At 65.6% G+C, this 26,201-nt stretch carries 25 protein-coding genes and 1 pseudogene; 12 read left to right on the top strand and 14 right to left on the bottom strand.

Features of this window, described 5'->3' with window-relative positions; all coding sequences use genetic code 11:
• The first annotated feature begins 12 nt into the window (after positions 1 to 12).
• Both ATB98_RS03125 and ansP read left to right on the top strand, forming a co-directional pair.
• The gene (locus ATB98_RS03125; RefSeq protein ID WP_066868871.1) at positions 13 to 3,600 is read left to right on the top strand and encodes a hypothetical protein; all 3,588 of its coding nucleotides are present in this window, start codon (positions 13 to 15) and stop codon (positions 3,598 to 3,600) included.
• 206 nt (positions 3,601 to 3,806) lie between these two features.
• Positions 3,807 to 5,291, top strand: a complete 1,485-nt coding sequence (gene ansP, locus ATB98_RS03120) for an L-asparagine permease (protein ID WP_084435262.1) — start codon at positions 3,807 to 3,809, stop codon at positions 5,289 to 5,291.
• A 64-nt stretch (positions 5,292 to 5,355) separates the two neighbouring features.
• Here the strand turns inward: ansP and ATB98_RS03115 are convergent, their stop codons facing one another.
• The 13 genes from ATB98_RS03115 to ATB98_RS03055 form a co-directional block, all read right to left on the bottom strand.
• A complete protein-coding gene (locus ATB98_RS03115; protein ID WP_066868865.1) occupies positions 5,356 to 8,475 on the bottom strand; it encodes a LysM peptidoglycan-binding domain-containing protein in 3,120 nt (1,039 codons plus the stop codon).
• 174 nt (positions 8,476 to 8,649) lie between these two features.
• Positions 8,650 to 9,471 carry a type III secretion system export apparatus subunit SctT gene (gene sctT / locus ATB98_RS03110; RefSeq protein WP_066868862.1) on the bottom strand — a complete coding sequence of 274 codons (822 nt, stop codon included), beginning with the start codon at positions 9,469 to 9,471 and terminating at the stop codon, positions 8,650 to 8,652.
• Between the two features lie 9 nt (positions 9,472 to 9,480).
• Positions 9,481 to 9,750 (bottom strand): EscS/YscS/HrcS family type III secretion system export apparatus protein, encoded by a 270-nt coding sequence (locus ATB98_RS03105; protein WP_066868859.1) that lies wholly within the window; start codon positions 9,748 to 9,750, stop codon positions 9,481 to 9,483.
• 5 nt (positions 9,751 to 9,755) lie between these two features.
• A complete protein-coding gene (gene sctR / locus ATB98_RS03100) occupies positions 9,756 to 10,406 on the bottom strand; it encodes a type III secretion system export apparatus subunit SctR (RefSeq protein WP_066868857.1) in 651 nt (216 codons plus the stop codon).
• On the bottom strand, positions 10,399 to 11,445 hold the full coding sequence (gene sctQ / locus ATB98_RS03095; protein WP_066868854.1) for a type III secretion system cytoplasmic ring protein SctQ: 1,047 nt from the start codon (positions 11,443 to 11,445) through the stop codon (positions 10,399 to 10,401). The genes sctR and sctQ overlap by 8 nt, the downstream gene beginning before the upstream one ends.
• A gap of 3 nt (positions 11,446 to 11,448) precedes the next feature.
• Positions 11,449 to 11,931, bottom strand: a complete 483-nt coding sequence (gene sctO, locus ATB98_RS03090) for a type III secretion system stalk subunit SctO (RefSeq protein ID WP_066868851.1) — start codon at positions 11,929 to 11,931, stop codon at positions 11,449 to 11,451.
• Positions 11,928 to 13,274 carry a FliI/YscN family ATPase gene (locus ATB98_RS03085; protein ID WP_066868848.1) on the bottom strand — a complete coding sequence of 449 codons (1,347 nt, stop codon included), beginning with the start codon at positions 13,272 to 13,274 and terminating at the stop codon, positions 11,928 to 11,930. The genes sctO and ATB98_RS03085 overlap by 4 nt, the downstream gene beginning before the upstream one ends.
• A complete protein-coding gene (sctL, locus tag ATB98_RS03080; RefSeq protein WP_066868845.1) occupies positions 13,271 to 13,876 on the bottom strand; it encodes a type III secretion system stator protein SctL in 606 nt (201 codons plus the stop codon). Before sctL ends, ATB98_RS03085 begins: the two co-directional genes overlap by 4 nt.
• Positions 13,873 to 14,538: a type III secretion protein gene (locus tag ATB98_RS03075; RefSeq protein WP_066868842.1), complete on the bottom strand. Its 666-nt coding sequence runs from the start codon at positions 14,536 to 14,538 to the stop codon at positions 13,873 to 13,875. The genes sctL and ATB98_RS03075 overlap by 4 nt, the downstream gene beginning before the upstream one ends.
• Positions 14,535 to 15,296, bottom strand: coding sequence for a type III secretion system inner membrane ring lipoprotein SctJ (gene sctJ, locus ATB98_RS03070; protein ID WP_234781857.1), 762 nt, complete (start codon positions 15,294 to 15,296; stop codon positions 14,535 to 14,537). The genes ATB98_RS03075 and sctJ overlap by 4 nt, the downstream gene beginning before the upstream one ends.
• A 59-nt stretch (positions 15,297 to 15,355) precedes the next feature.
• On the bottom strand, positions 15,356 to 15,787 hold the full coding sequence (locus tag ATB98_RS03065; protein ID WP_066868837.1) for a hypothetical protein: 432 nt from the start codon (positions 15,785 to 15,787) through the stop codon (positions 15,356 to 15,358).
• 30 nt (positions 15,788 to 15,817) lie between these two features.
• The gene (locus tag ATB98_RS03060) at positions 15,818 to 16,000 is read right to left on the bottom strand and encodes a hypothetical protein (protein WP_066868834.1); all 183 of its coding nucleotides are present in this window, start codon (positions 15,998 to 16,000) and stop codon (positions 15,818 to 15,820) included.
• 4 nt (positions 16,001 to 16,004) lie between these two features.
• Positions 16,005 to 16,622: a type III secretion protein gene (locus ATB98_RS03055; protein WP_084435258.1), complete on the bottom strand. Its 618-nt coding sequence runs from the start codon at positions 16,620 to 16,622 to the stop codon at positions 16,005 to 16,007.
• A 401-nt stretch (positions 16,623 to 17,023) separates the two neighbouring features.
• On the opposite strand from ATB98_RS03055, the gene ATB98_RS29415 reads away from it, so the two are divergent.
• From ATB98_RS29415 to ATB98_RS03010, 10 genes are all read left to right on the top strand, one after another.
• Entirely contained in the window at positions 17,024 to 17,185 is a 162-nt protein-coding gene (locus ATB98_RS29415) for a hypothetical protein (RefSeq protein ID WP_015242601.1), read from the top strand.
• A 124-nt stretch (positions 17,186 to 17,309) separates the two neighbouring features.
• Positions 17,310 to 18,218 carry a SctD/MshK family protein gene (locus ATB98_RS03050; protein WP_066868828.1) on the top strand — a complete coding sequence of 303 codons (909 nt, stop codon included), beginning with the start codon at positions 17,310 to 17,312 and terminating at the stop codon, positions 18,216 to 18,218.
• Between the two features lie 26 nt (positions 18,219 to 18,244).
• On the top strand, positions 18,245 to 18,619 hold the full coding sequence (locus ATB98_RS03045) for a hypothetical protein (RefSeq protein WP_066868825.1): 375 nt from the start codon (positions 18,245 to 18,247) through the stop codon (positions 18,617 to 18,619).
• Entirely contained in the window at positions 18,616 to 18,951 is a 336-nt protein-coding gene (locus ATB98_RS03040; RefSeq protein WP_066868821.1) for a type III secretion protein, read from the top strand. Before ATB98_RS03045 ends, ATB98_RS03040 begins: the two co-directional genes overlap by 4 nt.
• Positions 18,948 to 21,092 carry a type III secretion system export apparatus subunit SctV gene (gene sctV, locus ATB98_RS03035; RefSeq protein WP_066868818.1) on the top strand — a complete coding sequence of 715 codons (2,145 nt, stop codon included), beginning with the start codon at positions 18,948 to 18,950 and terminating at the stop codon, positions 21,090 to 21,092. Before ATB98_RS03040 ends, sctV begins: the two co-directional genes overlap by 4 nt.
• A 138-nt stretch (positions 21,093 to 21,230) precedes the next feature.
• Complete coding sequence (locus ATB98_RS03030; protein ID WP_234781856.1) at positions 21,231 to 22,517, top strand: type II and III secretion system protein family protein; 1,287 nt, start codon at positions 21,231 to 21,233, stop codon at positions 22,515 to 22,517.
• Positions 22,507 to 22,947, top strand: coding sequence for a hypothetical protein (locus ATB98_RS03025; protein ID WP_066868812.1), 441 nt, complete (start codon positions 22,507 to 22,509; stop codon positions 22,945 to 22,947). The genes ATB98_RS03030 and ATB98_RS03025 overlap by 11 nt, the downstream gene beginning before the upstream one ends.
• Positions 22,944 to 23,798 (top strand): tetratricopeptide repeat protein, encoded by an 855-nt coding sequence (locus ATB98_RS03020; RefSeq protein ID WP_066868809.1) that lies wholly within the window; start codon positions 22,944 to 22,946, stop codon positions 23,796 to 23,798. Before ATB98_RS03025 ends, ATB98_RS03020 begins: the two co-directional genes overlap by 4 nt.
• The gene (locus ATB98_RS03015; protein ID WP_066868806.1) at positions 23,795 to 24,832 is read left to right on the top strand and encodes an EscU/YscU/HrcU family type III secretion system export apparatus switch protein; all 1,038 of its coding nucleotides are present in this window, start codon (positions 23,795 to 23,797) and stop codon (positions 24,830 to 24,832) included. Before ATB98_RS03020 ends, ATB98_RS03015 begins: the two co-directional genes overlap by 4 nt.
• A gap of 28 nt (positions 24,833 to 24,860) precedes the next feature.
• On the top strand, positions 24,861 to 25,526 hold the full coding sequence (locus tag ATB98_RS03010; RefSeq protein WP_066868803.1) for a L,D-transpeptidase: 666 nt from the start codon (positions 24,861 to 24,863) through the stop codon (positions 25,524 to 25,526).
• A gap of 66 nt (positions 25,527 to 25,592) precedes the next feature.
• On the opposite strand, the pseudogene ATB98_RS03005 reads toward ATB98_RS03010, so the two are convergent.
• Positions 25,593 to 25,848: pseudogene (locus ATB98_RS03005) on the bottom strand (integrase core domain-containing protein); the annotation flags it as partial.
• Positions 25,849 to 26,201 lie beyond the last annotated feature (353 nt).

Here is a 26,201-nt window from a genome sequence, read left to right as displayed (position 1 = left end):
AGGGAATAGCTGATGTCTGTGATCAATTTCTTCGCACGCAACCGCACCGACCGTGCAGACTCGACGAAGCCGTTCGAGCAGATCGCCGATCAGGCCGCCAAGAAGGGCAAGAAGAACGATCCGCCGCCGGCGCTGCCGTGGAACGGCGGTCCGTCGGGCATTGTCGAGCGCCAGGTGGAACCGGGGCTCTGGCCGTTCCGCATCTACGAGGAGGCGGGCGTCGACCCGAAGGACAACAAGGCGCTCAACGACCAGTTGGCGGCAACGCCGGAACTCGACAAAAAGGCCTTCGGCAACCGGCCGTCGGCGGTGAAGGAGGCGGACAAGGCGCTCGAAGAGGGGGACGACGTCATCGTCTTGAGCCCGGAACGGCTGGATCTTCTGGAAAAGCAGCGCACGGCGCTCCGCACGGCAAGCGACAAGTCGAAGAGCGAAAGCGAACGCGACAGGGCAAAGGACGATCTCGTCGTCGCCATCGCCCAGGAAGTCGACCTCGCCTCGGAGAGCCTGGGCACGCCAAAATTCGGCACCGACAAGAACAATGACAAGAAGCTCGATGCCGGCGAGGTGAGCGACCTCATCCGGCCGATCGCCGAGCGGGCGCCGGACGATCCGATCTTCATGGACGCGCTCAATCAGGTGCGCGACATGAAGGAGAAGGAATGGAAGGCCGACGGCAAGACCGACGATCAGCTCGGACGCATCGCCAGCCTCGGCGACAAGAAGGACTATGACGCGGTCACCAGGGAGACCAGGAAGCAGCTCGTCGATGTTGCCCTTGCCGCCGGCGGCGAAGAGGGGGCGCAGGTCACGGCGCTGACGAACCGCGCCTCGATCTATGCGGGTTACACGGCCGGCGACCCGGAGAAATACGGCGCCGCCTTGAAGGCGGGGATCAAGGAAGCGCTGCAGGAGATACGCGTCGACCGTCACGTCCGCGACCTCGAGAGCGCCTATGGAAAGGGCGGCGTCGAGGGGGCAGAGAAGTTTCTCGCCAAGCTGAGCGAGACGACCGACCCGGCCCATGCGCTTCCGAGTTTCGATACCTCCGGCAAGGCGGCGGGAGACATCAAGAAGCTGCTCGACCAGTCGAGCGGCGCGCTGGTCGCATCGGATCCCCGCGTGCGCAAGATGATCGACCAGTCGATCGACAGCATCGCCGCCTCGGGAAGCAAGGGCGACACCAAGTCGAAGATCAAGGCGCTGCAGGACCTCGCGGTCGCCTCGCAGAACATTCTCTATGGCGACGGCAAGAAAGCCGGTGCTGGCAAGGAGGTCGTCGACCACATCGCCGATCGTCTCGTCGACAAGATGAACACCGAGCTGCCCGGCAACAACGTGCTTTCGCATCAGCGGATTTTCAGCATTTTGAGCAGCGAGGACGTCAAGGGCGGCGGCACGGCGCTGTTGACCGCGATCGCGGCCCGCACGGCAGAGCTCGGAACTGAGAAGCGCGACGAGCTGAAGGCAAAGGGCGAGCTCGGCTACAACGACTATCTCGCGCAGAACTCCGATGCCCAATGGGCGATCCGCCGCAGCATCGAGAATTTCGGCAACGTCTCGAAGGCCCAAGACGAGAAGATCACCACGCTCTACAACGAGCTCTATCACGGCCTCTCCGGCTGGAACGGTGCCAAGTCCGACGACCCGCTGTCGGGCGCGGCGCAGCTCGCCCGCGACATGGAGGCGATCGACAACTTAAGCCCCGAGAACAAGCAGAAATCCAAGGAGCTGGTGAAGGAAGGCGAGGTCCGCCAGCGGCTCTGGGAGCAGCAGGAGAGCATCGACCTCGCCCTCAAGATCTATGAGACGCCGCTTAGCAAGGTCGACGGCCTCAAGACCGATGCGCCGATACCCTCGCTGTTCGGTACCGGCATCATGATGACGAAATCGAAGTCGATCAGCGAGGCGCTGAAGGGCCTGCCGGACATGCCGAAGAACGAGGGTCCGGATCCCTATGCCAATGTGGAGAAGGGCGCCGATCCGAATGCCACCGGCACGATCTGGGTCGAGCGCTCGGCGCGGGCGCTCGCAACCTTCGCCGTCACCGAGACGCTGAAGGGCCGCGTCGGCGATATCCACACGGCGCTGGCGGAGAACCGGATGGCAGCGGTCATTCAGAATGGCGGCGGCAAGTTCAGCAAGGCCGAAGTCGATGCCGTCATGAAATACATCGACGGCAAGGCCCCTGACAAAAATCCCGACCTCCAGAAGTTCGTCGACAACGTCAAGGAAAAGATCGGCGAGGGCCGCCTCAGGGACATCGTCGCCGGAAGGGTGCAGCCGACCGATGCCGAAAGAACCCAGATGCAGCAGATGAAGGGGCTCAAGGTCGGCACGACTGCCGTCGAGCGGCTCTCCGGTGCCGGCAGTGCGGTTCTGTTCGGTCGCAACCTCGACTCGCTCGGCACGACCGGGGACGACATGGTCTATTACCTGCCGCACACGATGATGCTGGTCTCGGCCGCCAAGGGCGCACTGAAGCCGCTCCCGGACAGCATACTCCTCGGCGACGATGCCAAAAAGCCGACGACTGCGGAAGCGAAGATCGATGCGCTCAAGGAGCGCGTCAACAACAGCAGCCTCTCGGCAAGCCAGAAGAAGGCGTGGAGCGGAGTGTTGAACTCGGGGCACTTCCTCCGCGGCGGTGGCATCGACGCCCTCTATGTGGGAGCGGACTTGAGCAACGCCATCATGCAGGGCACGGGCTGGATCGTCGGGGACAAGGCTGACGGCGTCAAGGCAACCGGCTACGGCATCGCGACCGTCAGCGATGCGATGTTCGCGGTCGCCGGCGGGACCGGTGCGCTCGAAGCGAAAGCGGCGAACAACGGGCTGGTTCGCCTCATGAACCGGCTCGGGCCGTTGAAGATATCGGGTGTCGCCGCGGTGCTGCAGCTCGCCGGCGCCGGCATTGTCCAGGGCCGCAGCGCCTATAATGCCGCCCATACCTATGACAAGGCGGATGCGGATGCGATCCAGGTGATGTTCGGCGTCAAGGACCGCAAGGTCGCCGAGGCCCTGGCGGAGCACAACGATCTTCTCGACGAGGGGGTCATGGGCATCCTGCAGACGGTCTTCCCGGGTGACGAACATCTGATGGGCGGCGACGAGGGAACCCGCAGCGCCGGCTCGGTCCTGAGCGGGACCTATGGAGCCGAGGGCTATACGCGGGCGCGTCTCGGGCAGATCTTCAATCGCATGACGCCGGAGCAGGCCACCGAATTGTCCGAGACCATTCGCGACATGACGGCGGACAAGAACGGCAAGCTGCCGGAGACGCAGGACGACCTGAAATATCTCAAGCTGCCGGCCGATCCGGCGAAGGTGGACCTGAAGGACTATCCGACGGTGACCTACAACGCCGAGCGCAAGCGCTACGAGGATTCCGCCACGACGATGTATTGGGACGGCAATCAATGGTGGATGCCGCAGAAGAAGGTTTCGGCAGAGGATGCGCGGCTGCCGGGCGACGATCCCTTGTGGTACCGCCCCTCGGACGGGACGCTGATGCATGAAAATGCCTATGCCTCATACGTCGAGCCGCGCAGCACCGAGGGGTTGAAGGCGTGGCTCAGAAGGAAGGGCTATCTCGAATAAGGATGCCCCTGATCGCCCATCGGCTCCACGCTGATGGGCGGCGCCGGCCTGCGATCGAACGCCGCTGCCGCGCTGTCAGATCCACAAAACGAGGACAACCCGCGCGCCGCTGGTTCCAGCGGCGCGCCCCTGGGTCGCCATGTCTGTCGCGCTGGAAGCGGCGCTGGAAGGGCGGCTCGGCAATTCAGCAGGAGGAAAGAGCTCTGATGACTGTCATGGAAAAGCCGCGACCGGACGATCGGACCGCCGTCGCCGACAAGCGAAGCTGGCTGGAGTCCCATGAGGCCGACTATCACAAGGCGCTCGGCAATCGCCAGGTACAGATGATCGCGATCGGCGGGGCGATCGGTACGGGCCTGTTTCTCGGCGCCGGCGCCCGGCTGCAGGCGGCCGGCCCGTCGCTGGCGATCGTCTATCTCGTCTGCGGCGCCTTTTCCTTCCTGATCCTGCGCGCGCTCGGCGAACTGGTGCTGCACCGGCCGAGCAGCGGCAGTTTCGTCTCCTATGCCCGTGAGTTCCTCGGCGAGAAGGCTTCCTTTGTCGCCGGCTGGATGTATTTCCTCAACTGGGCGATGACCGGCATCGTCGATATCACCGCCGTCGCCCTCTACATGCATTACTGGGACGTCTTTGCCGACCTGCCGCAATGGGTCTCGGCACTGGGCGCGCTGTTGATCGTCGGGTCGATGAACCTCGTCGGCGTCAAGTGGTTCGCCGAGATGGAGTTCTGGTTCGCGCTCATCAAGGTCGCGGCGATCTTGCTCTTCCTCGCCGTCGGCACGTTCTTCCTCGGAAGCGGAATGGATGTCGCCGGCAGCGCCACGGGCCTGCATCTGATCAGCGAGAATGGCGGTCTCTTCCCGAACGGCCTGCTGCCGGCGCTGGTGCTCGTGCAGGGCGTCGTCTTCGCCTTCGCCGGCGTCGAGCTGGTCGGCACGGCGGCCGGGGAGTGCTCGGACGCCAAGGCCATCCTGCCGCGCGCCATCAACAGCGTGATCTGGCGCATCGCGCTCTTCTATGTCGGCTCGGTCGTGCTGCTCGTCTGCCTGCTGCCCTGGACGGCCTACAAGGCCGGCGAGAGCCCGTTCGTGACCTTCTTCGGCGCGCTCGGCATTCCCGGCATCGGTACGGTGATGAACATCGTCGTGCTGACCGCAGCGCTGTCGAGCCTCAATTCCGGGCTCTACTCCACGGGCCGCGTATTGCGCTCGCTGGCGCAGGGCGGCTCCGCTCCGGCGTCGCTCGCAAGGATGAATGCCCAGGCCGTGCCGCATGTCGGCATCCTCGTGACGCTCGCGATCTACGTCGTCGGCGTCCTCCTCAACTATCTCGTCCCCGCGCATGTCTTCGAGATCGTCCTCAACGTCGCCTCGCTCGGCATCCTCAGCACCTGGGGCTTCATCGTCGTCTGCCAGATGGCCTTTCGCCGCGCCGTTGCCCGCGGCGAGGTGGAGGACGTGTCGTTCAAGATGCCGGGTGCGCCGGTCACCTCGTGGCTGACGCTCGCCTTCCTGTTCGGCGTCCTGGTGCTGATGGCGCTCGACTACCCGAACGGCACCTACACCGTCGCCTCAATTCCCCTTGTCGCGCTGGCGCTCTGGGCCGGCTGGAACTGGGTGAGCAGGCGTCGCCAGACCGATGCGCCGGCGACGCTGCCCGACGTCGTGCTGGCGCAGCAAATGCACCAGTGACCGTCATATTGCCTCAAGGGTGCCGTCCGGCTGGCGGCGCCCTTGATCCCGAAGGAACGGTGCATCAAGCCATCGGAATTCCCAATTCCGCTAGGACCACGTCGATCTGTCTTGCCGAGGCAGGAGCGGCATCGCCGTTTCTGATCCTGTCGGCCAAACTCGGTATGTAGACCTGGCCGCTGACGTAGCGCTCGTTCAAACGCTGCGAATCCGTGTAGCTTTCGTCCGAGCCGGCGGTCGCCGACAATTTAGCCGGGTCGCCGCCGAACGTGTCGAGTGTACGGTGCAGGTTGTCGCGCAGTTTCTCCAGCCCTCCGTTCGGAAGGCCGTTCAACCAGTCGATGAATTTCTGCCGGTCGGCCGGCCGCTCGAGGCGATAGCCCTTCAGTTCCGCATATCTGGCGAGGATGGGCACCGGGCTGTGGCCATCGCCGCTCTGGTCGACGAGCGCCCCGGCGGCGGCTTCGTCGAGGCCGGAATGGGCGAGGAAGCGCTTCGAGGTCTCGGTCATGTATGTGTTGGAGTCCCGCGTGTCGGCAACGATCATCTGGCCGATCACGGCAGCCCCGACGATGACGAGCCCGGCCGGCCCGAACATCGTGCCGGTCCCGAGTGCGGCCATGACGGTGCCGCCGGCGGCCGCGGCCGAAAGGCTGCCCATCAGCGGGTCGCCAGCCCTGAAATAATCGACGGCCATCCAGGCATCGAAGCCGCCACTCAGCGCCCCGAGAAACTTGACGGCCGGCCGGCTGCTGCTGCCGAAATGCTTGACGGCCGCGGAGTCGGCGCTGAGGCGATCCATGCCGCCGAGGATCTCGACCGTGCGCTGTCCGAGCCCGACCGCGTCGATCACCACTTTGAGATTGTTTCTGAGCGTCGGGTTGCTCTGTGCAAGGGTCGCGGAGTTGGCGATGCTCGCCCCTGTGGCAGCAACGCCGATCAGGCGCAGCATCTGGCCGGGACCGGTGGTGTTAGCAAAGGACCGGACGCCGCTCGAGCCCTTGAGCTCGTTCAGGTCGGCGTCGAGGGTGGCCATCTTTGCCCGGGATTGCTCGACCGTCTCGCCCGGCTCGGGCAGGGACCTGCCGACCGCGCCGATCGCCCGATCCATGTCTGACCCGGGAATGCCGAGCATCCGCGAGAGCTTGCCGTCTTTGAGCTCCTCCAGGCTGGCCTTGGCCCTCTCGAGCGCCGCCGGGCCGCCGGACTGCAGCTCGGCGAAGGAGGGCAGGACCTTGCGGCGGATGACCTGGGTCGTCGCCTCCTCGGCGAGCTTGCGGCCGCGGTCGGTCAGCCGCGCCTGGTGGCCCATCAGGTTCAGCACCGCCGGGCTGTCGAGCAGCGCGGGGTTCTTCTTCATCGCGATCTCGACGGCCATCGCGGGCTTTTCGTCCGACAGGACCTTGCCGATCTCATTGTCGACGGCCGGCCGCTGCGCCGCCAGTTCCGGCGGCAGGTTGCCGAGCGCCGTCAGTTGCTGCAGCAAGTTCTCGCCGCTCGCGGCGATGTTGTCTTCGAGCCGCCTTTCGGTCTCCGCCCACTGAGGGCCCTTGTCCTTCTTGTAGTCTTCGATCGCTTTGGTGAGCTGCTCGGGCGTCATCGTCCCGCCGTGGTTGGAGACCAGCCACTGCAGCTCCTGCATATGCGCCGAATAGGCGATGACCTCCTGGTTGACCGTGCCGGCGGCATATTGCTTCACGTTTGGAACGATGTTCTCGACAACGAAATCGGGGGAGCCGACCGCACTCCTGGTCGCGACGGCGATCGGATAGTCGAGGCGGGAGCCGTTGCTGATCGCCACGGGGATGGCGTTCGGGTGATAGCCGCCGAGCGCGGCGAAGCGCGCGACGATCCGCTCAGCACCCGGGCTGCCGCCGATGCGGTCGATGATCGTCATCATGTCCGCCTGGCCGTTCATGCCGATCAGGTTGCCGCCGACCTTTTCCTGCCTCCTCCTGTTTGCCGTTTCGATCGTCGGCATGGCGGAAGAGAGGAGGTCAACCGCCAACCGCGGATCGGCGCCGGCGGTCAGCCGTTCGAGATTGCCCATCGTCGTCGCGGCGTCGCCCTGGTCGCTCGAAGCCCGTTCCGGTTGATAGTCGGCGAGCGGCTTCGATGCAAAGTTCGCAGCCCGGTCGATCAGGGCCTTCGCGTCCTCGGAGCGCAGCAGCACGCGCTGCACCTCCGGCGTCGCCGAGCCAAAGCCCGCAGAGAGCTTGCGGAATGCCTCGTCGGGTCCGCCGGCGGCGTTCGCCGTGTCGATGATGTCGCGTGCCTTTGCTTCGGTGTCGGCGCCGGCATGCGTCGAGGGGCGCAAGCCGATATTCAGCGCCTTCGCCGTGTCCTCGATCGCCGTCCGGGCGGGCGCCGCATCCGTCCAGTCGCGGTCGTAAAGGCGCTGCAGCGTCTCGGCTCGCTTTTTCTCGGGAAGTCTCACGACATATCGCCTGACGTCACTGGCGATCTCGCCGGTCCTTGCCTGATAATCGATCTTCGGATCGTCGGAATATTGGATGCGGTTGCCGCGGTCGTAGATATCGTCCGCTATCACGGCTTCCTCGTCGGTCTTCAGGCCGCGCTCCTCGATCGCCGCCTTGACCGCATTGCCGGCGGGGCCGGCGTCCAGCCGGTCGCTGTTCATCAGCCTGAGGGCTGCGGCCTGTCGCTCCGCCTTCGGCAGGTTGTCGAGATAGGCCCCGACGTCGCGCTGCATGTCCCGGCCTTCGGTGGCATAGTCGACTTTCGAAGGGTCGTCGGCATGGGCGAGCTTGTTGCCGCGGCCATAAAGATCATCGATGAACGCTGCCTCGCCCTGGGGCACGTCCTTGCCGTCGACGGGGCCTTGCGCGACGACTTCGGGCGAGGTGAGCGGCACGATCACCACGTCATTGGGGTCGATCGCCGCCGAGTTCGCCGTCATCTTGATCCGGTTGGCGGCCCTGAGATCGTCGAGGCTGACGTGGTTCTCCTGGGCGATAGCCCAAAGACTGTCGCCCTTCTCGACGACGATCGCCTTTTCCGTGAGCGGATCGATCGTCTTCGGGCCGCCGGCCTCTGCCCGTTCGCGCACGGCCCGGTTGATCTGCTCGACGAAGAACCGCCGTTGCACTTCGGAGACGGCGGTGGCGCGCTCCCCGGTTGCGTCGTAGCGGTTCCTGCCGTCGATATCGATGCGATAGGACATGGGGTCTCCTTGGCTCTATTCGGCACGCGATCGCTGAACGTCCGGCGGAAAGGCGCGGAAAGCGAAGAATGATCTCTCAAATCAAGACATTGCGCGATTGCGCGCGAGCCACTATGGCCGGCCTGCTTGATGGTTTGATGACAGGGGAGCAGTTTCGGAGTCGCAGCGACGGCTTTATCGCGCGGCCGGCGCAAGGAGACCGCGCAGCATCGCGGGCGCCTCTCTCAGTAGGGCGAAATCCGCAACCATGTATTGCAGCAGATAGTTGAGATAGAGAACGATCAGGATCGCGAAGAGTAGGTTCTTGACCGCCAGCGATAGATCGAAGACGTGGAGCTGCGGCGACATGCGCGAGAGATAGGCAAGCATCAGGTCGGCGATGAGCAGCGCCAGCACGATCGGCGCGATCAGCAGAACGCCGATCTGCATGACCCGATCCAGGATGGCGAGGGCGGCCTCGCCGGCGCCGGAACCGAGCGCCGGCGCAAAGCTGGTGACGGGCCAGATCTCGTAGCTTCGATAATAGGTGTCGGCGAGAAGGGAAAATCCGCCGGATTTGAAGAACAGGGCGACGAGCGCCAGGACGAAGAAGGTCCCGGCGATGCTGGTTTCCGTCGCCTGCAGCGGATCGACGAGCTGTGCCGACGTCGAGCCCCGCTGCAGGTCGACGAGATCGCCGGCGACTTCGGCGGCCCAGAAGGGAATGCCGAGGACCGCGCCGATGATGACGCCGAGAATGACTTCCTTCAGGATGAGGCCGGTCATCACCACGGTCGAAAAGCTCTGGCCCTCTGCGAGCGTTGCCGTGAAGCTCGGTATCAGCGGCAGGGCGATGGCGATTGCCACGCCCGAGCGGATCAGTCCGGTGAGGCCGAGCCGGACGAAGGCCGGCGTGATGACGATCATGCCGAGCGCCCGGGCCATGGCGACCGCGGTGCCGGCGAGCACCGGATAGATGGCATCGAACAGCGATTGACTGGCGGCGAGGACGTCCACTGAGCCACCCTAGCGCGTCAAGGCCGGGAAGATGTCGAGCGTGTTGCTGGCGAAATTGGCGACCTGCACGGCAAGCACCGGCCCGAGCACGACGAGCGCCAACATCACCGCCACCAGCTTGACCGCCTGCGGCAGCGTCTGGTCCTGGATCTGGGTCAGCGCCTGGATGAGGCCGACAGTGATGCCGATGACGATCGCAATGGCAAGGGCAGGGGCCGAGGCGATCAGCACGGTGAGCATCGCCGTCTGCATCTGGGCGAGGAAGGCGGTCTGATCCATGCCTACTACCCGTAGCTCAGGATCAGGCCGTGCATCAGCCGCGACCAGCCGTTGACCGCGACGAAGAGGAATATCTTCAGCGGGATGGAGATCAGCGTCGGCGAGACCATCATCATCCCCATTGCCATCAGCACGGTCGAGACGATGAGGTCGATGACCAGGAACGGCAGGTAGAGCAGGAAGCCGATCTCGAAGGCGCGGGTCAGCTCCGAGCTGACGAAGGCCGGAACGAGGATCAGGAGGCTGTCGGTCTTGACCGAGGCGCGCGCTTCCTCGGACCAGATGCGCTCCGTCGCCTGCAGGAAGAACTGGCGCTCGTTGTCGTCCGTGTAGCGGGTGAGGTGCGCCTGCAAGGGCGCCCGGAGCTGGTCGGCCGCCCGCACCATGCTGTCCATCGACTGCACGTCGACCTGCTCGCTCGAGAGCGTCCTGTACATCTCGCCGACGAGCGGCGTCGTCACGTAGACGGTCAGGATCAGCGCCACGCCGTAGAGCACCAGATTGGGCGGCGATTGCTGGATGCCGAGCGCGTTGCGGATCAGGAACAGGACGATCGAGATCTTCAGGAACCCGGTCATCGTCACCACCGCGAGCGGGATGAGCCCGATCGTCGAGACGATGATGATGATCGGGATGAGATTGCTCGTCTCACCCATCGGTCGAAAGCCGCACCACGCGCACGCCGAGGCCTTCGCCGATCCGGATCAACTCGCCCTTGCCGACGAGCCGCCCATTGGCGAGGATGTTGACGGGACTGAAAAGGCTCGGACTTGCGTGAAGGACCGTCCCTTCGCCCATCCTGGCGATCTCCTTCAGCGGAAATTCGGCACGGCCGACCTCGAAGACGAGCTCGATCGGCAGCTCGGCGAGCGGCTCCAGCTCTTCGGACGAAGGCGTTTCCTGCTTTGACATGGAATATCCCCAACTTTCTTTCAGCGGCTGCCAGCCGGAGGCGAAGACGAGGCCGGCTTCGCTCCGGCCGAGCGCGGCGATGAGGTGACCGCCGACCACGGCGAAGGGCGCGTCGGCGGAGGATTGCTGGCACATGACGACGTCGCCGGGGCGAAGACTCTTGAGCTCGCCAAGGGTCAGGTGCTGCGTGCCGGCGCGGAGCTCGATCGGCTGGACGAGATTGTCCGTGAAGGCGTTCGAAATGCGTTTCCTCGTGTTGAAGGCCTTGCCGACCTTCAAGGCCGCCGGGGCGCTCAGATGAAGCTCGGCAGCGAGCGGAAGATCGCCGCCATCGATCGTCCAGGCGAGCCTGATCGGACAGTCCGCCTCATCCGGCGGCCCCATCCGGAGCGGCTCGCCGATACGCGCCTCGAGCTCTTCCAGCGAAGCGGCGAGAGCTTCCTCGAGGAGGATGTTGCGCTGGAGAGTGCTGAGGCTGCCAAGGCGCCCCCGCACGCCGAGTGCCGCGGACAGCCCGTCGAGGGCGGCCGCGGGCAGGAGCCAACGTCCGGGCGCGGTGCCGATGAAGAAGGCGAGCTCGACCGGCTCGGGCACGCCCCCCGCGCTCTTTGCCGGCGCCACTCGAATATCGGCGGAGGGCAGCGAGAGCCGGAATGCGACCCGGATCGCGGCGAGCAGATTGGTGAGCTCGACATGGTCCGCCTTCACCTCCGGGAGCCAGGAGGCGTCCTCGGCAAGAGAGCGCATTGCGGCGCCGGGCTCCGTTTGCGTCGAGATACCCATCTTCTACCGCTTCCTGCCCTTCGGACGGATCGCCTCCTCGTCCTCGGCCTCGTTGACGAGGTCGGCGCGCTTCGCCGCCTCGCGTCGCCTCTCCGCGGCGAGGACCTGGATCCGGTCGTGCAGTTTCTCTTTGCGCCGATACTCGGCTGCGAGCTCTTCCCTTTTGCGGGCCTCCTGCCTTTCGCGGCGCTCCGCCTCGCGGACATGCTCCTCCAGCGCGCGGGCGCGATGATCGAGATTGGATAGGGCACCGCGATAGCGTTCGAGCGCGCGAGGATCCGCCGGCCCTTCGGCGAGGCTCGAATAGAGCGCCTCCTCCTCCCGCCTTCGCTGTTCCTCGCGGACGAGGCTCTCGGCCTTTGCGGCGCGCAGCGCCTCGGCGCTACGGTCGTGGCGGTTGTGCTGGCGCTGGGCCTGTTCCTGCGCCCGCCGCATCCGCATCGCTCTCAATTCGACGAGCTGCCGCAAATCGCTTTTCCGGGTCATGCGGCCAGCCTCGCCAATCGGCCAAGGGTCTCTTCGAGCGAGGAATATTCCGCGCCCGACTGGCGGAGGAAAGCCTCGATGGCGCCGCGCTTGTCGATCGCTTCATCGGCAAGGGCGTCGGCGCCGCGTTCGTATTCGCCGACCCGGAGCAGGAGTTCGATCTCCTCGTAGCGGGCGAGTAGGGTGCGGATGTGGGCGGCGTGCTCCCGGTGCGCCGTGCCGGCGACCGTCTCCATCAGCCGGCTGCGACTTTTCAGGACGTCGATCGCCGGGAAGAAGTTGCGCTCGGCGAGGGCGGAACTCAGCATGATGTGGCCGTCGAGGATCGCCTTCGTCTCTTCGGCGACCGGATCGAGCGTGCCGTCGCCTTCGGTCAGCACCGTATAGAGGGCGGTGATCGAGCCGCCTTGCCCGGGGCCGGCGCGCTCGAGCAGCCGCGGCAGGGCGGCGAAGAGCGACGGCGGATAGCCGCGGCGGGTCGGTGGCTCGCCGGCGGCAAGGCCGATTTCCCGCTGCGCACGGGCAAACCGCGTGACGCTGTCCATCAACAGGAGAACATCGCGGCGCTGATCGCGGAAATATTCTGCGATCGCGGTCGCGGCATAGGCCGCCTTCACCCGTTCGATCGCCGGCCGGTCGGAGGTCGCGACGACGACGACCGAACGCCGGCGGCCTTCCTCGCCGAGCTGGCCTTCGATGAACTCCCGCACCTCGCGGCCGCGCTCTCCGATGAGGCCGATGACGATGACGTCCGCCTTCGTGCCGCGGACGATGGCGGAAAGCAGCGAGGATTTGCCGACGCCCGGCTCGCCGAAAATGCCGATGCGCTGGCCGCGCGCCACCGTCAGCAACCCGTCGATCGCCCGGATCCCGAGTTGCAGCGGCTCGCTGATCAGGTCGCGTCGCAGCGCATTCGGCGGCGACCGGTGCGTCGGGTAGTAAGTGTCGCTGGCGACCGGGACGGCACTCTCTTCAAAGAAGTTCAGCGCCTCGCCCAGGGGATTGAGAACGCGGCCGAGCAGGTCGTCCGAGACCGGGATCTGCAGGGTCCTGCCGGTGGCGATGACCTCGGCGCGCGTCGACATGCCGTCGAGATCGCCGATCGGCGTCAGCACCGCTTCCTCGTCCTCGAAGCCGACGACCTCCGCCGGCACGGTCGCGCCGGAAACCGGATCCCTGAGGTGGCAGAGTTCGCCGATCCTGACCATCGGTGCGGTCGCGTGGACGATGATGCCGGTTATCCTGCGGACGCGGCCATGGACCCGCCGCGTTTCGCTTGCGAGCGCCCGCTCGCGCAGGCGGCGGATGAGATCGCCGGGGTCGGTCAACAGATGCTCGTTCATGCCGCTGAACCCGAGCGGGTGGACTGAAGGCCGAGAAGCGCGTCGCGTATCACCGAGAGCTGGGTGTCGAGGCCAGCGTCGACGACCGCCACGGCGTTGGCGAGGACGCATTTGCTGCCGTCGAGCCGCGGATCGGGGAGGACCGCAATCTTCAGCATGTCGTTGGTGTTGTGCCGGCTCACCAGTTCGGCGACGCGCTCGGCAAGCGCGGGAGCGACGGTGATCGTCACGTCGCGCTCATGCTGGAACGACTGCAGTGCCTGCTGCGCCAGGCGGGCGACGAGTTCGGCCTCATCGAAGCGGCCGAGCAGCTTTTCGACGACCGCCAGGCTGAGTTCGGCAATCTGCCGGTCGAGCCCGGCCATATAGCGATTGACGTCGGCCGTGGTCTTCACGAGGAGCGCCGCGGCCTGGCGCTCTCCGTCGATCCGGCCGGCCTCGTAGCCCTCGCGCCTGCTCTCCTCGATGACGTCGCGGACCTTTGCGAGCTCACGCTCCGCCTGGGCTTTTGCCGCCTCGAGGAAAGCGAAGCCTTCGAGCCAATGCTCGGCTTCCGCCTGCCGCAGAATTTTCCTGGTCGGGCTCGCGGGAATCTCGTTCATCCGACCTCGCTCGCTGCCGCGACGCGCCTGACGATCGCGGCGCCGCGCTCCGCATCGTCGGCCTGTGAAAACGCGCCGTCTTGGTCGGCCTCGTCCCTCAGCCGCAGCCAAGCCGCGAGCGGCTGCCGCAGGGAGGCCTGCCAGCTCGCCCAGCATTTCCGCCCATCCGCGTCGATCGCCCGCATCAGGGCGTCGAGGTCGCCCGGCGGCTGACGGCCGGAGGCGAGGTCGCGATTGTGGACGGCGCGCTGGAAGACGAGATCGCCGATCCGCGCCTTCATCTCGGCGACCGCGCGGCTGCGAATTTCGCCGGCGAGCACATGGCTCCAGAACACGGCGCCGGCGAGGCGGCAAACTTCATCGACCCGCTCGCGGGGGAGGTCGAGGAGTGCGAGGTCGGCCGCGTGCGGAGGCGCACAGGCGCCGGCGTCCGGAAGCCGGTACTTGTCGCGGAGCAGCCTTGCGAGCGGCCGCTGCACCCGGTCCGATTGCTGCAGCCGCGCCGCCGCCTCGATGGAGATCGCCTCGTCATAGGCATGAACGATATGGCGCGGGTGGACGAGCCGCGCAGGAGCCGTCCGGAAAAGCGCCCAGAAGCCCTCTGGATCGGCGCCTTGCGGACCCGCGCCCGCAGCCCTTGCTGTCGGCGAGGGTTCCGTCATTTTGCCGGACCATAGGGTTGCAGCGGAAAGACCTTTCGCCGCCGGCTCTTCCTCCGCCATGCCAGATAGCCGAGGCAGCCGATCGCGGCGGCGAGGGCGCCCGCAAGGCAGCCGAAGATCAATCGCGCCTTGGCGACGCTCGCGGGCAACATCCATATCCCCAGAAAGGAGGTGAGCTCGGCCGCGGCGACCGGCTCGCTGGTGCGCTGGCTCGCGACGGGCACCACCGAGACCTTCTCGTAGGTCAGCCCCGATATGCTGTTGGCGACCAGTGTCTTGATCCGCGGGATCAGCGGATTGACGTCGAGATCGGCCTCGTGGCGGATGAAGACCGAGGCGGAAGCGGGAATGGCGTTGCGCTGCAGCGGGTCGTTGTCGGGAAGGACGACATGGACGCGGGCCGACAGGACGCCGTCGATTTCGGAAACGGTGCGGGAAAGCTCCTCGCTCAGCGCATAGATCATCTGCGCGCGTTCCTGCACCGGCGAGGCGACGAGGCCCTCCTGCTGGAACACGGTGCCGAGCGTCGCGAATTTCTCCTTGGGCAGGCCGGCCATGTTGAGCACGGTCACGGCCTGCGAGAACTGATCCTCGTCGACCGTAACCGTCAGCTTACCGTCCTTCTGCACGACGCGGCCCGCCGCAATGCCCCTCGACAGCAGCGTCGCGACCATTTCATTCGCCTCGCGCTCGTCGAGATTGGTGTAGAGGTCGACGCTGCAGGAGGCGAGCGTCAGGACCATGGATGCGAGCAGCAACCCGCGCGCCAGTGACGAGGCCGGTGAGGAGGCCAGTGATGAGGGACGCCGCAAGACCGTCATTGACCTTTGGTGAGCGTCATCGTCGCGCTGGTGAATTGCGTCGGGGCGCGAACGACCATCTGCGTCTCGATCGCATGATCGAAGATGCGGCCCAATGCCTCGACCAAGCGTCCGGCCGCGCTGTCCGGCGTCCGCGTGACACTCGTTTCGGCGCCAACCGCGTTCGGCGCAAAGGACTGCGATGTCGGCGCGTCGCCGGGTTGGGGAAGGAGCGTGCTGCCATTGGCGAATTTGCCGGCGCGTTCGACAAAGCCCTGGAGATTGTCGACGATCGTTCGCCCGAGATCCGCCGGGCTCGCGCCGTGCGGCAGCGTGTTGGCGTTCAGCGCTGAATGCTCGAACAGGTTCTGTGTCGCGACCGAGACCGGCTCCTGCGCGGCAGGGGACATCGGCAGCGTCGCGGTCTCGACTGGTGGGACAACCGTCATGGTTGCGTCTCCTGTTGGCAATGAAGGGGCTTACTCTTCATCGGACAAGGCTTCGTTCAGCACTTCCTGGGCGATCTTCATCATTTCCTGGCCGATCAGCTGGCTGCCGCCGCTGGCGACGGCCTGCTGCAGCGCTTCCTCGAACTTGGCCTGGGAGGGGTCCGCAGCCGGTGGCTGGCCGGTCTGCGCGGTCGCGGTTACCGATCCGGTCATCTTTTCACTCTCCTGCTGAAGTGGCGTTCGTGTTGGAATTGGCGGCCGTCCTGCGGTCCTTGCCGGTTAGATCGTCCGCGACCTCGTCGTGTTGGCCGCCGCGGAAGATCCTGACCCGCGGATCGTCCATCTGCGTCGCCGGCGGCGGCTGAACCGATGCGACGACCTGCTTAACCATGGCGATGAAGGGCGGCGGGCCCGAGACGCGCAGCGCCGGGGCGTTGGCGGTGGCTCGTACCGAGAAGCGCTCGTCCATGAGGCCGAGCCTCTCGATCTCGTCGATCACCGCGCCGCCATTCGCCCTGCCGATATTGATGATCTGGGTCGAGAACTCGTCGCTCGTATTGACGTGCAGGACCGAGCCGTCGAAGTACCAGATGAGGCCGTTTCCCTGCGTCAGCCTGTCGAGGAAGCCGCCCGCCGTTTCAGAGCGGATCTCGCCGCGGACCTGGCCGCGGATCTTGTCGGACAGGATCACCGGAATCGAGAGATTGCGGCCGAACTCCATGAGCGCGTCGCGCACATCCTGGTTGATCAACACATAGCTGTATCGGCTGTCGTACCAGCGCGCGGTCCCCGCCGCGGCGGGACATGTGGACGCTAATATAGCGATAGCAAACATACAGAATCTCCCCGCAGGCATGACGTTCTTCATGTCAAACGTTCCGGCTGTTCGCATCGAGGGCCGAAAGCTATAACAGTAAATCGGCCGGCGCAACTCGAGGTTCGGCAAAAATCCAAGCAACGCCGGATGCTAAACAAGCATAGTCTTAAAACCATTGGAAACGTGGTGGTTCGTTACGAAGAATGACGGTTTCGTGACGATCGCCGGCGCAATTTAATCGTTTATATTCACGCAATATTACATAGTGAAATATTATGTGATGCCCTTGCAAATTGTCATTTTCCGGCTTCAACCTTAACCATTGCACCGCCCCAGAACTGGGGTGGTCGACTCGAAAAGAACTGTATGCCGGCGCCGGGGCTTGCCCTGACCGGCCCGAATTTCTCAAGGAGAAGACAATGGCTGTTTCCGGTGTAGGCGGTACGCAGACTTCGGACAATTCGATCAAGACGATGACCGAGGCCTTCGACAAGGCTATCGAGAAGTCTGCCGAAATCACCAAGATCACGACCGAGAAGAAGGTCGCCCTCGACGCCGCCAAGCAGCGTCCGAACGGCTAAGCCCCAAGCGAAGGGCGGCCGGCGCCGCCCTTCGCCTTCTTTCAAAAGTTCCTGACTTGAACCGGGCCGTGCCTTCAGCGCGGCATCGGCGTCTTTGCTATCCGGCGAGCGGGGTGATGGTTCCATGGCATCCAATCTGGTCTTGAGAAATCCTCCCGCGCCCCTGACGCTCGACGTCTTGAGGGGCGTTCACAGCGGCGTCTCGCTCCCCCTGGAGAAAGGCGCCTATCTCATCGGGTCCGGTGCCGATTGCGACCTGATGCTGAGCGATCGCGACGTGTCCGTGCATCACATGCGTCTGCAGTTCGCGGGATCCGAGGTGATGATCGAGGCGGTCGGCGCCGATCTCATGGTGGATGAGACGACCGTTCCGGTCGGTCACGGGCTGCAGGTGCCGACGCCCGTGACCGTAACGCTCGGCGGCGCGACCCTCAGCCTTTCCCGGCTGGCGCGGCCGGCGGCCGCCCGCAAGGCGGAGAAATCCTCGCGCACCAGCTGGATGCTCGGCGGCGTGGTGGCCTTCTCGCTTCTCACCATCGCGGCCGTCCAGGCCGGCGTGGCGGACCTCGACCACCAGTTTTCGACGGCCTCCCTCGACGTAACGGCGATGACGACCGCAACCATTCCCTCCGCAGCGCCCTCGCCGCAGGCCGTCTCGGAGGCACTCGCGGCGCGGCTTCACGAGGCCGGATTGGCCGATCTCAAGATCGCAGCCGACGGAACGCGGCTTTCCGTTTCCGGCGCCGTCGACGACCGGGCGCGCAAGGCCTGGGGCGAGGTCCAGGCCTGGTTCGACCGGTCCTACGGCACCAGTTACGTGCTGACGAGCGAGGTGGCCGAGGCGGTTTCGAAGGCGGCGCCGAAATTCAATCTCCAGGCCGTCTGGTTCGGCGAGACGCCCTACGCGATCAGCGCCGACGGCGCGCGTCTCTACAGGGGCGCCGCCCTCGAGGACGGCTGGTACATCAAGGACATCCGCGACGGCAGCCTGACGGCGGCCCGGCAGGGTGAAGAATTCGTCCTCCGCTTCTGACGCGCGGCGAGAAGGGGTGAGCCAGGATGAGCACCGAGATCCGCCGGAACGACATTCGCAACCGCGGCCAGTCGAGCGCGCTGTCGTTGCGACCGGATGCGGCTCAGCGCGCGCAATCCGAGGAGTTCGACGCCCGGCTGCTGCAATCGCTTCGCCAGACCCGCCGCAAGACGCCGACCGGCAACGTGCGCGCCGGCGGCGCCGAACGGGCAAGGCTTTCGAACGCCACCCTGTTCGACCTGTCGCGATCGCAGGAGATCCTGACCTACATCGTCCAGGAGGTGTTGCCCGGACTGGATCTCGACGAGGACATCGCCAAGCTCACCGCATCGATGCTCAACGACGAGATCGAAAGCCGGCGCGATCTCCAGCACCGTCTCATGCAGGCGCAAAGCAGTTGACCGAGCGGCACGCGGACAGCCTCGAATTCCTTCATGCGCTCGGTTCGCTCTACTGTCGCGCCGGCCATCACGAGCGCGGCCTGGTATTCCTTCTCCTTGCGGCCAGGATGGCGCCGGAGAACGTCGCGGTGCTGCATTCGCTGGCCGAGGCATTCGTCGAGACCGACGCCGCAACGCGTGCGATCGCCGCAATCGATCGCATTGAGGACATTTCCGAAGCGGGCGATCCCGCCGTTGCGCGGCTGAGGAGCAAGGCGCATTGGCTGCGCGGCCAGGAGGACCGCGCGCGCGATGCATTCAAGGCCTATCTCCAGGCGAGGGCGGCCGAATGAGCGCGATCGCCACCGTCAACCAGTTCGCGCGGGCGGCATCGCGGCGCTCGGACATCGTCGTCGCCGCCGTGGTGATGCTCGCGATCACCATGATGATCATCCCGATGCCGACCCTGCTCGTCGACGTGCTGATCGGCTTCAACTTCTTCTACAGCCTGCTCATCCTCGTCGGCGCGCTCTATGTGTCGAGCCCGGTGCAGCTCTCCTCGCTGCCGTCGATCATCCTGCTCGGAACGCTCTTCCGGCTGGCGCTGGCGATCACCACGACGCGGCTGATCCTGACCGAGGCGGATGCCGGGCAGATCGTCGCGGCCTTCGGCTCCTTCGTCGTCGGCGGCGACGTGCTCGTCGGGCTCATCGTCTTCCTGATCATCACGGTCGCCCAGTTCGTCGTCATCACCAAGGGGGCCGAGCGGGTCGCCGAGGTCGGGGCACGCTTCGCGCTCGATGCGATGCCGGGCAAGCAGATGAGCATCGACAACGAAGCCCGCAGCGGCGACATCGACCAGCAGGAGGCGCGCCGCAGACGCGACGACCTCGAACGCGAGAGCCATTTCTACGGCGCCATGGACGGCGCGATGAAATTCGTCAAGGGCGACGCGGTGGCCGGATTGATCATCATCGCGATCAACCTCATCGGCGGCCTCACCATCGGGTCGCTCAAGCGCGGGCTCACGGTCGGCGAGGCGGCGCATACCTATTCGCTGCTGACCGTCGGCGACGGGCTGATTTCCCAGATTCCGGCGCTGATGATGGCGGTCGCGGCCGGCGCCGTGGTGACGCGCGTTCCCTCCGGCGCCCGCCCGCAGGATCTGAGCTCGGAGATCATCGGCCAGCTCGGCGCGAGCGACCGCGCGCTGGCGCTGGCGGCGGCGATCCTTTTCGCTTTCGGGCTGGTTCCCGGCTTTCCGCTCGTCGTCTTCTGGGCGCTCGCCGCTCTCGCCGGCCTGCTCGCCTATAGAGCCCGCAATCGCAAGGCCGCCGAGGACGTCGCCGGGACGGCTTCGCCCCGGCGCGATGTGCCCCGTCCGGTCTCCGCCGGCGGACGCGTGGTCGACCATATAGCGGGCAATCTCCCCGGTGCTTCCTCGACGCATGCCGGAGCGGCGGAGAGGATCGTGCTGACGATGGGCGAGGCGCTCGCCGAACGCCTGCCGCAGCCGCTGTTCGCCGAGCGGGCGGAGGGGCTGGCCGAAGCGATCCTCGCCGATCTCGGCCTTCGCGTTCCCGCGATCGGCTGGCGCGCCGATGCGCGGCTGGCGCCGGCCGAGTTCCGCATCGACTTCGAGGGTGTCCCCGTCGTCGAGGGCGCGCTGCTCGTCGATCACCTCATGGTCTGGGACGAAACCGTCGATCTCGACATCATGGCGATACCCTATGTGAGGCAGCCGGACCTCATGGGCCTGAAGCTCGTCTGGATCGAACGGTCCCATGCGGCCGCCCTCGACGCCGCCGGCGTCGGCTATTGCGAGCCGGCCGATGTGGTGGCGACGCTCCTCGAGCGCGTCCTGCGCCGCTATGCGCCGGACTTCATCGACGCCCACGAAGTGCGCGCGCTCCTCGGGCGGCTGGAAGAGAGCTTCGGCGATCTCATCAAGGATGTCCTGGACGTGGTGTCGGTGCAGAAGCTCGCCGACGTGCTTCGCCGGCTGATCGAGGAAGATGTCCCGATCACCAATATGCGCATCATCCTCCAGACCATTGCCGAGCGCGCGCCGCACGCCCAGAGCCTGCAGGCGCTCGCCGACGGCGTGCGGGCGGGCCTCGGACGACAGATCTGCTTCCGCCTTGCCGACGGCAACCGGATCGTTTCGGCCTATCTCCTGACGAGGCCTTTTGAAGACGAGCTGAGGTCGGCGGTCGAGAACAATACCGGTCTCGGCGTTCCGGAGCGTCTCGCGGCGCCCATTGTCGAGGAACTCAGGAAGCGCCGGGAAAAGGCGGAGGCCGGGTCGCGCATTGCGATCCTGACGTCCGGGGACATCCGCCGGCCGGTCCGGAATCTCCTGATGCGCCACGACGTCAATGTCGCGGTTCTCTCCTATCAGGAAATCTCTGCGGAGTTCAGCGTCCAATGCCTCGGCTACATCGCGCTTCCGGTCGGCGGAGCGCCGGAAATTGCAGGAGCCGGGCGCGGATGAGCGCTGCGGAAATCGACAACGGGAACAGCCATTTTTCGCCTGCGCGGGGGCGCGGGGTGAGGGGAACGAATAGGGAGTGGGATGCTAGTTTTTCGAAGCCTTCGCTTTGTCCAGGCGGGGAAAGTCTTTCTGTTTATCTTGACGGCTGCGCTGGCGGTCCACGCTTCGCTGCGGTCGGCTGATGCGCAGGTGAAGGTCGACGCCATTAACGGCCAGGTCCTGGAACTCACCGTCGGGGAAGGCACGATCCTGCGTTTCGACGAACCGGTCGAATCGGTGTTTCTCGCCGACACCGCGATCGCCGACGTGCGCGTCGTCTCGCCCGGCGTCGTCTATATCTACGCGACGAAGACCGGCGACACCAACCTGATCGCGCTCAGCGCCGACCAGATGACGCGCGGCACGGTGCAGGTCCGCGTCAGCGGCAACCCCAGGGCGGCGGAACAGTCGGCGCTGGCGCTGCAGCCGACCACCCGGGTCGATATCAGCCTTTTCGGCGGGCAATATGTCGGCACCGGCCAGGCGCGCAACGTCGGCGAGGCGATGGACATGGAGAATGTGCTCCAGAGCTATTCGACCCCGGACAAGCCGCCGCTCAACAACACGACGATCGCCGGGCCGAACCAGGTCAATATCCGCGTCCGCTTCGCCGAAGTCGCCCGCAACGAGCTGACGCGCTTCGGCATCGACTGGAGCGTCTTCGTCAACAGCGGCTCCTTCTCCTTCGGCATCGTCCGCACCGGCGGCGCCAGCAATGAGGACGATACCGGCATCACCATCGGCGCGCGCGGCGACCATGTGAACGTCAATGTGCTGCTCGACGCGCTGCAGGCGAACGGCATCCTGACGATCCTCGCCGAGCCCAATATCACCGCCGTCACCGGCCAGACCGCGAGCTTCCTCGCGGGCGGCGAGATCCCCGTGCCTGTGCCGGTCGGCGACGACCAGATCGGCATCGAATACAAGCAGTTCGGTGTCTCGCTCCAGTTCACGCCGACGCTGCTGCCGAACAACCGCATCGCGCTGCAGGTGCGGCCCGAGGTCAGCAGCGTCTCGCAGGACAGCGTCGTCTCGATCGGCGGGCTGGTGGTGCCGTCGCTGCGCATCCGCCGGGCGGATACGACCGTCGAGGTCGGCAGCGGCCAGACCTTTGCGATCGCCGGCCTGTTCCAGCGGCAGGAATCGCAGACGCTGAACAAGACGCCCGTGGTCGGCGACGTGCCGATCCTCGGCGAATTGTTCAAGTCGAAGCGGTTCCAGCGCAACGAGACGGAACTCGTCATCCTGATCACCCCGTACCTCGTCTCGCCCACCTCCGAGCGAAGCATGAAAACGCCGCTGGACAGCCCCGCCGGCGCCATCACCTCGCCGCGCAGGAAGGCGAAGCCGGCGGTCAACAAGGGATACGGCTTCTATGTGGAATGATCTTTCTTCGGGATCGGCAAGGATCCGGGCCGCGTCGATCGTCGCGCTGGTCATCGCCTCGGCGGGTTGCAGCGGCTCCCATCCGCAGCCCTATTCCGCCAATTACAGCTATCTCTCGATGCACGGCGCTCCGCCGGCGCAAGGCGGGCTCGTTCGCAAGGGCTACGACACCGGCGCCGCCCAGGTGCTGGTGCCGGATGCATGCATCACGCCCGATACCGCCGAGCAGCCGCTCTATCTACCGCCCGGTTGCGCCAACAATCTCAACCTGCAGCTCATGGCGGCGGATCAGCGGCATCTGATCAGAGGCCGCGACATGGGCCCGGCGATGGCGGCTCCGGTTGCCCGGGCCGCGAAGGACTATGTCGACGGCTATGGCGACGAAGGGCGCCGGCGCCGCAACGCGGCCAACGAGACGGGGGTAGAATGAAGAGGGTGTCGTTCCTGAAGTGCGGCCGTCGCCGGCATGTCCTCGGGCGGGGGATCGGCGCTCTTGTGGCGCTCATCGCGCTTTCTGCCTGCACCACCGTTTCCGCCGACAAGGAGAAGGACAAGTCGGCGAACGCCCAGACGAAGCTGTTGAGCATCGCCGAAAGCATCGAAGCGAAGGGTGAGAGCGCGACGGCACTGGCGCTTTACGAGCGAGCCGCGGTCAACGCGCCGAACGACGCGTCGATGCGCGTGCGGCTCGGCAATGCGCGGCTGAAGGCCGGCGACGCCGAGGGGGCCGAGGAAGCCTTTCGCGCCGCATTGGCGATAGACCCCAAGGACCCGAATGCATTGCTTGGGCTCGGGACCGCCCAGTTGCAGAAGGGCGAGGCGGAGGCGGCGGCGCGAAGCCTGGCCCCGGCCGCCGAGGCGCTGAATTCGGTCGCGGCCTATAACCGGCTCGGCACGGCGCTCGTCTTCAGCGGCAACGGCGGCGCGGCGGAGGGCGCCTTTTCGAAGGCCCTGTCGCTGCAGCCCGCGAACCTCGACACCACGACCAATCTCGCGCTCGCCGAGGCGCTTTCGAACAATCTGAGCGGAGCGGTGACGCATATGACCGGCGTCGTCGGCTCGCCGCTCGCCGAGAGGCGGCATTTCGTCAACTACCTGATCGTCCTGACCATGGCCGGCGAGACGGAGAAGGCGCGCTCCGTCCCGGTCCCCGACATGTCCTCGAAGCAAAAGAACCAGATCCTGGCGAAGGCCGCGAAGCTGCGCTCGATCCCGGACGTCGCCAGGCGTGCCCAGCAGATCGGTCTTCTGGCGTCCTCCAGGGATGACGGCGTCACATGAGCGAAACCAGCGAGGAGAAGACGCTTCCCGCCTCGGACAAGAAGATCCGGGATGCGCGGCGGAAGGGCCAGGTGCTGCACAGCCCGGACATGGTCTCGGGCATCGTCGTCCTGTTCTCCACTCTCTTTCTCTTCTATGTGGCGCCGCATCTGCAGGTGAAGATCGGCCTGCTCCTCGATGAGGCGTCGCAGATCCACGCGCGCCCCTTCGCCGATGTCTGGTACCGGCTGAGCACCATTGCCGCCGATGCGCTTTGGACGACGGTGCTGCCGATCCTCGGGATCACGGTCATCGCCATTCTCGCCACCAATGTCGCGATCACCAAGGGCTTCGTCTTCTCGGCCAAGCCGCTCGAGCCGGATTTCAACCGCATCAATCCGGCATCCGGGCTGAAGCGGATCGTGTCGCTGAAAAGCGTCGTCGACTTCGGCAAGGCGCTGTTCAAGATCGCAGCGCTCTCCGTCGCCTTCTCCATCGTCTTCTATGCGGGGCTCGGAGCGCTGTTCCAGGCGCCGACATGCGGCTTTGCCTGCCTGCACGCGACCTCGCTCTCGATGCTGAAAACCACCGCCGCCATCGCGATCGCGGCTTTCGTCGTCATGGGCGTGGTCGATATCTTCCTGCAGCGCTGGCTGTTCATGCGCGAAATGCGGATGACCCGCTCGGAAAGCAAGCGCGAACACAAGGACGCCGAAGGCGACCCCATGATCAGGCAGGAGCGCCGCAAGCTGGCCCGTCTCCTTGGCACCACGAGGACGGGGCTTTCGAGCGCCGTGCTCCTGATCGGCGAGGACGGCGCGGTCTCGGTCGGCATCCGCTATGTCCGCGGCGAAACGCCGGTGCCGATCGTCGTCTGTCGCGGCTTCGCTGCGGCGGCCGCGTCGATGAGGGCCGAGGCGAGAGGCCGGGGGATCCCCTTCATGGCCGACGCGAGGCTCGCCGCCGAGCTCGGCAAGACGCCGATCGGAGCGCCGGTTCCCGACCGGCTGTTCCAGGAGGTCGCCAATGCCCTGGTGGCCAATGGTCTGATTTGAACGCCCAGAACGTCCGAGGAGACTGAACATGCCGGATTTGCCGCTGGGGAGGCTGAGCCTGTGGCTGCTGCTTCCCATCCTTCTCTTGACGCTGACGGCCGGCCACGCGACTGCGGAGCAGCCGTCGCCGCCTGCCCTCGACCGCAAGTCCGGCAAGGTCTGGATCGACAGCGGCTATATCGAATTCCTGATGTCGCCGCCAGCCTACCCGCCGCGTCATGCGCCGGGAGTGCGTGGCTACCCGGATGCGGGCGCGTTCGTGCCGAGGCACCTGGTGGACTACCCGACCCGGGAAGTGCCCGGGACGATCATCATCGATACGGGCCATTACGCGCTTTACTACATCGTCCCGGACGGCAAGGCGTTGCGCTACAGCGTTGGTGTCGGTCGCGAAGGCTACGGCTGGCATGGGACGGAAGTGGTGAGCGGCAAGCGCCCCTGGCCCGACTGGCGGCCGCCGGCCGACATGCGCGCCAGGCGCCCGGAGCTTCCGGCCCATATGGCCGGCGGTCCTGACAATCCGCTTGGCGCGCGCGCCATTTATCTCGGCAGCACGCTCTACCGTATCCACGGCTCGAACGAACCGGAAAGCGTCGGCCGATCCTCCTCCTCGGGATGTTTTCGGATGACCAATGACGACGTCATCGATCTTTACGAACGGGTGAAGATTGGCGCGAAGGTGATCGTGTTGTAGCGGACGCTCCTCAATAATATGCAGAGGGCAGGTGATCAGTCCCGACATTTTCTGGATCTTGCTCGGCCTGAATCGTCCCGGGTCCTTTGTCCAGGCCGCACAGGTGAACTCATAGGACGTGAGGCCTTTGAGGGTATCTGCGGCCGAAATTGTAGGCGGCGATGAAGTCGTCGAGGTGCCGGCGCAACTGTTCGTAATCGTCATAGTGAAAGCGCTTGACGGTGGCGTCCTTGATGGTCCGCCTCATGAGCTCGACCTGGCCGTTCGTCCAGGGATGCTTCACCATGGTACGACGATGTTCGATGCCGTTCTCATCGCAAATAACACAGAACGAGAGGGTGCTTGGACCATCGGCACGACCTGACAAGGTCGTATGGTTGCCGGTGCTTCATGATGCGATTTTGGAGCACCAAGCGACAACTTCCGACCACCACGAACTATCTGCTTGCGCCTAATCTCATCGAAAACTCGAAAACTCACCCTGCTTGAACTCAAGGGGCGCTCGAGTCGTTCACCCAAAATTCAGGCTGGCCCCCCGCAGGACAACCTGTGCCTTCAGCACGCTCGTCCCTTTCGCGCCTCCACCTGGAGAATAAATGCTCTAGCAGGCTGCTGAAAAAGCCCTCTGGCTTTTGGGTTTTTGCCGTGATTCCCTACGGCTGCAACAGAGGGACT

The organism is Sinorhizobium saheli (assembly GCF_001651875.1).
Lineage (GTDB): Bacteria > Pseudomonadota > Alphaproteobacteria > Rhizobiales > Rhizobiaceae > Sinorhizobium > Sinorhizobium saheli.
Note: the sequence above shows the minus strand (reverse complement) of the source record. Positions and strands in the feature narration are given on the sequence as shown.

Bases quoted from the DNA above. Each gene is read 5' to 3' on its own strand.
- ATB98_RS03125 (WP_066868871.1), top strand. From the start codon at position 13: ATGTCTGTGATCAATTTCTTCGCACGCAACCGCACCGACCGTGCAGAC.
- ansP (WP_084435262.1), top strand. From the start codon at position 3,807: ATGACTGTCATGGAAAAGCCGCGACCGGACGATCGGACCGCCGTCGCC.
- ATB98_RS03115 (WP_066868865.1), bottom strand. From the start codon at position 8,475: ATGTCCTATCGCATCGATATCGACGGCAGGAACCGCTACGACGCAACC.
- ATB98_RS03105 (WP_066868859.1), bottom strand. From the start codon at position 9,750: ATGGATCAGACCGCCTTCCTCGCCCAGATGCAGACGGCGATGCTCACC.
- sctR (WP_066868857.1), bottom strand. From the start codon at position 10,406: ATGGGTGAGACGAGCAATCTCATCCCGATCATCATCATCGTCTCGACG.
- sctQ (WP_066868854.1), bottom strand. From the start codon at position 11,445: ATGGGTATCTCGACGCAAACGGAGCCCGGCGCCGCAATGCGCTCTCTT.
- sctO (WP_066868851.1), bottom strand. From the start codon at position 11,931: ATGACCCGGAAAAGCGATTTGCGGCAGCTCGTCGAATTGAGAGCGATG.
- ATB98_RS03085 (WP_066868848.1), bottom strand. From the start codon at position 13,274: ATGAACGAGCATCTGTTGACCGACCCCGGCGATCTCATCCGCCGCCTG.
- sctL (WP_066868845.1), bottom strand. From the start codon at position 13,876: ATGAACGAGATTCCCGCGAGCCCGACCAGGAAAATTCTGCGGCAGGCG.
- ATB98_RS03075 (WP_066868842.1), bottom strand. From the start codon at position 14,538: ATGACGGAACCCTCGCCGACAGCAAGGGCTGCGGGCGCGGGTCCGCAA.
- ATB98_RS03065 (WP_066868837.1), bottom strand. From the start codon at position 15,787: ATGACGGTTGTCCCACCAGTCGAGACCGCGACGCTGCCGATGTCCCCT.
- ATB98_RS03060 (WP_066868834.1), bottom strand. From the start codon at position 16,000: ATGACCGGATCGGTAACCGCGACCGCGCAGACCGGCCAGCCACCGGCT.
- ATB98_RS03055 (WP_084435258.1), bottom strand. From the start codon at position 16,622: ATGTTTGCTATCGCTATATTAGCGTCCACATGTCCCGCCGCGGCGGGG.
- ATB98_RS29415 (WP_015242601.1), top strand. From the start codon at position 17,024: ATGGCTGTTTCCGGTGTAGGCGGTACGCAGACTTCGGACAATTCGATC.
- ATB98_RS03050 (WP_066868828.1), top strand. From the start codon at position 17,310: ATGGCATCCAATCTGGTCTTGAGAAATCCTCCCGCGCCCCTGACGCTC.
- ATB98_RS03045 (WP_066868825.1), top strand. From the start codon at position 18,245: ATGAGCACCGAGATCCGCCGGAACGACATTCGCAACCGCGGCCAGTCG.
- sctV (WP_066868818.1), top strand. From the start codon at position 18,948: ATGAGCGCGATCGCCACCGTCAACCAGTTCGCGCGGGCGGCATCGCGG.
- ATB98_RS03025 (WP_066868812.1), top strand. From the start codon at position 22,507: ATGTGGAATGATCTTTCTTCGGGATCGGCAAGGATCCGGGCCGCGTCG.
- ATB98_RS03020 (WP_066868809.1), top strand. From the start codon at position 22,944: ATGAAGAGGGTGTCGTTCCTGAAGTGCGGCCGTCGCCGGCATGTCCTC.
- ATB98_RS03015 (WP_066868806.1), top strand. From the start codon at position 23,795: ATGAGCGAAACCAGCGAGGAGAAGACGCTTCCCGCCTCGGACAAGAAG.
- ATB98_RS03010 (WP_066868803.1), top strand. From the start codon at position 24,861: ATGCCGGATTTGCCGCTGGGGAGGCTGAGCCTGTGGCTGCTGCTTCCC.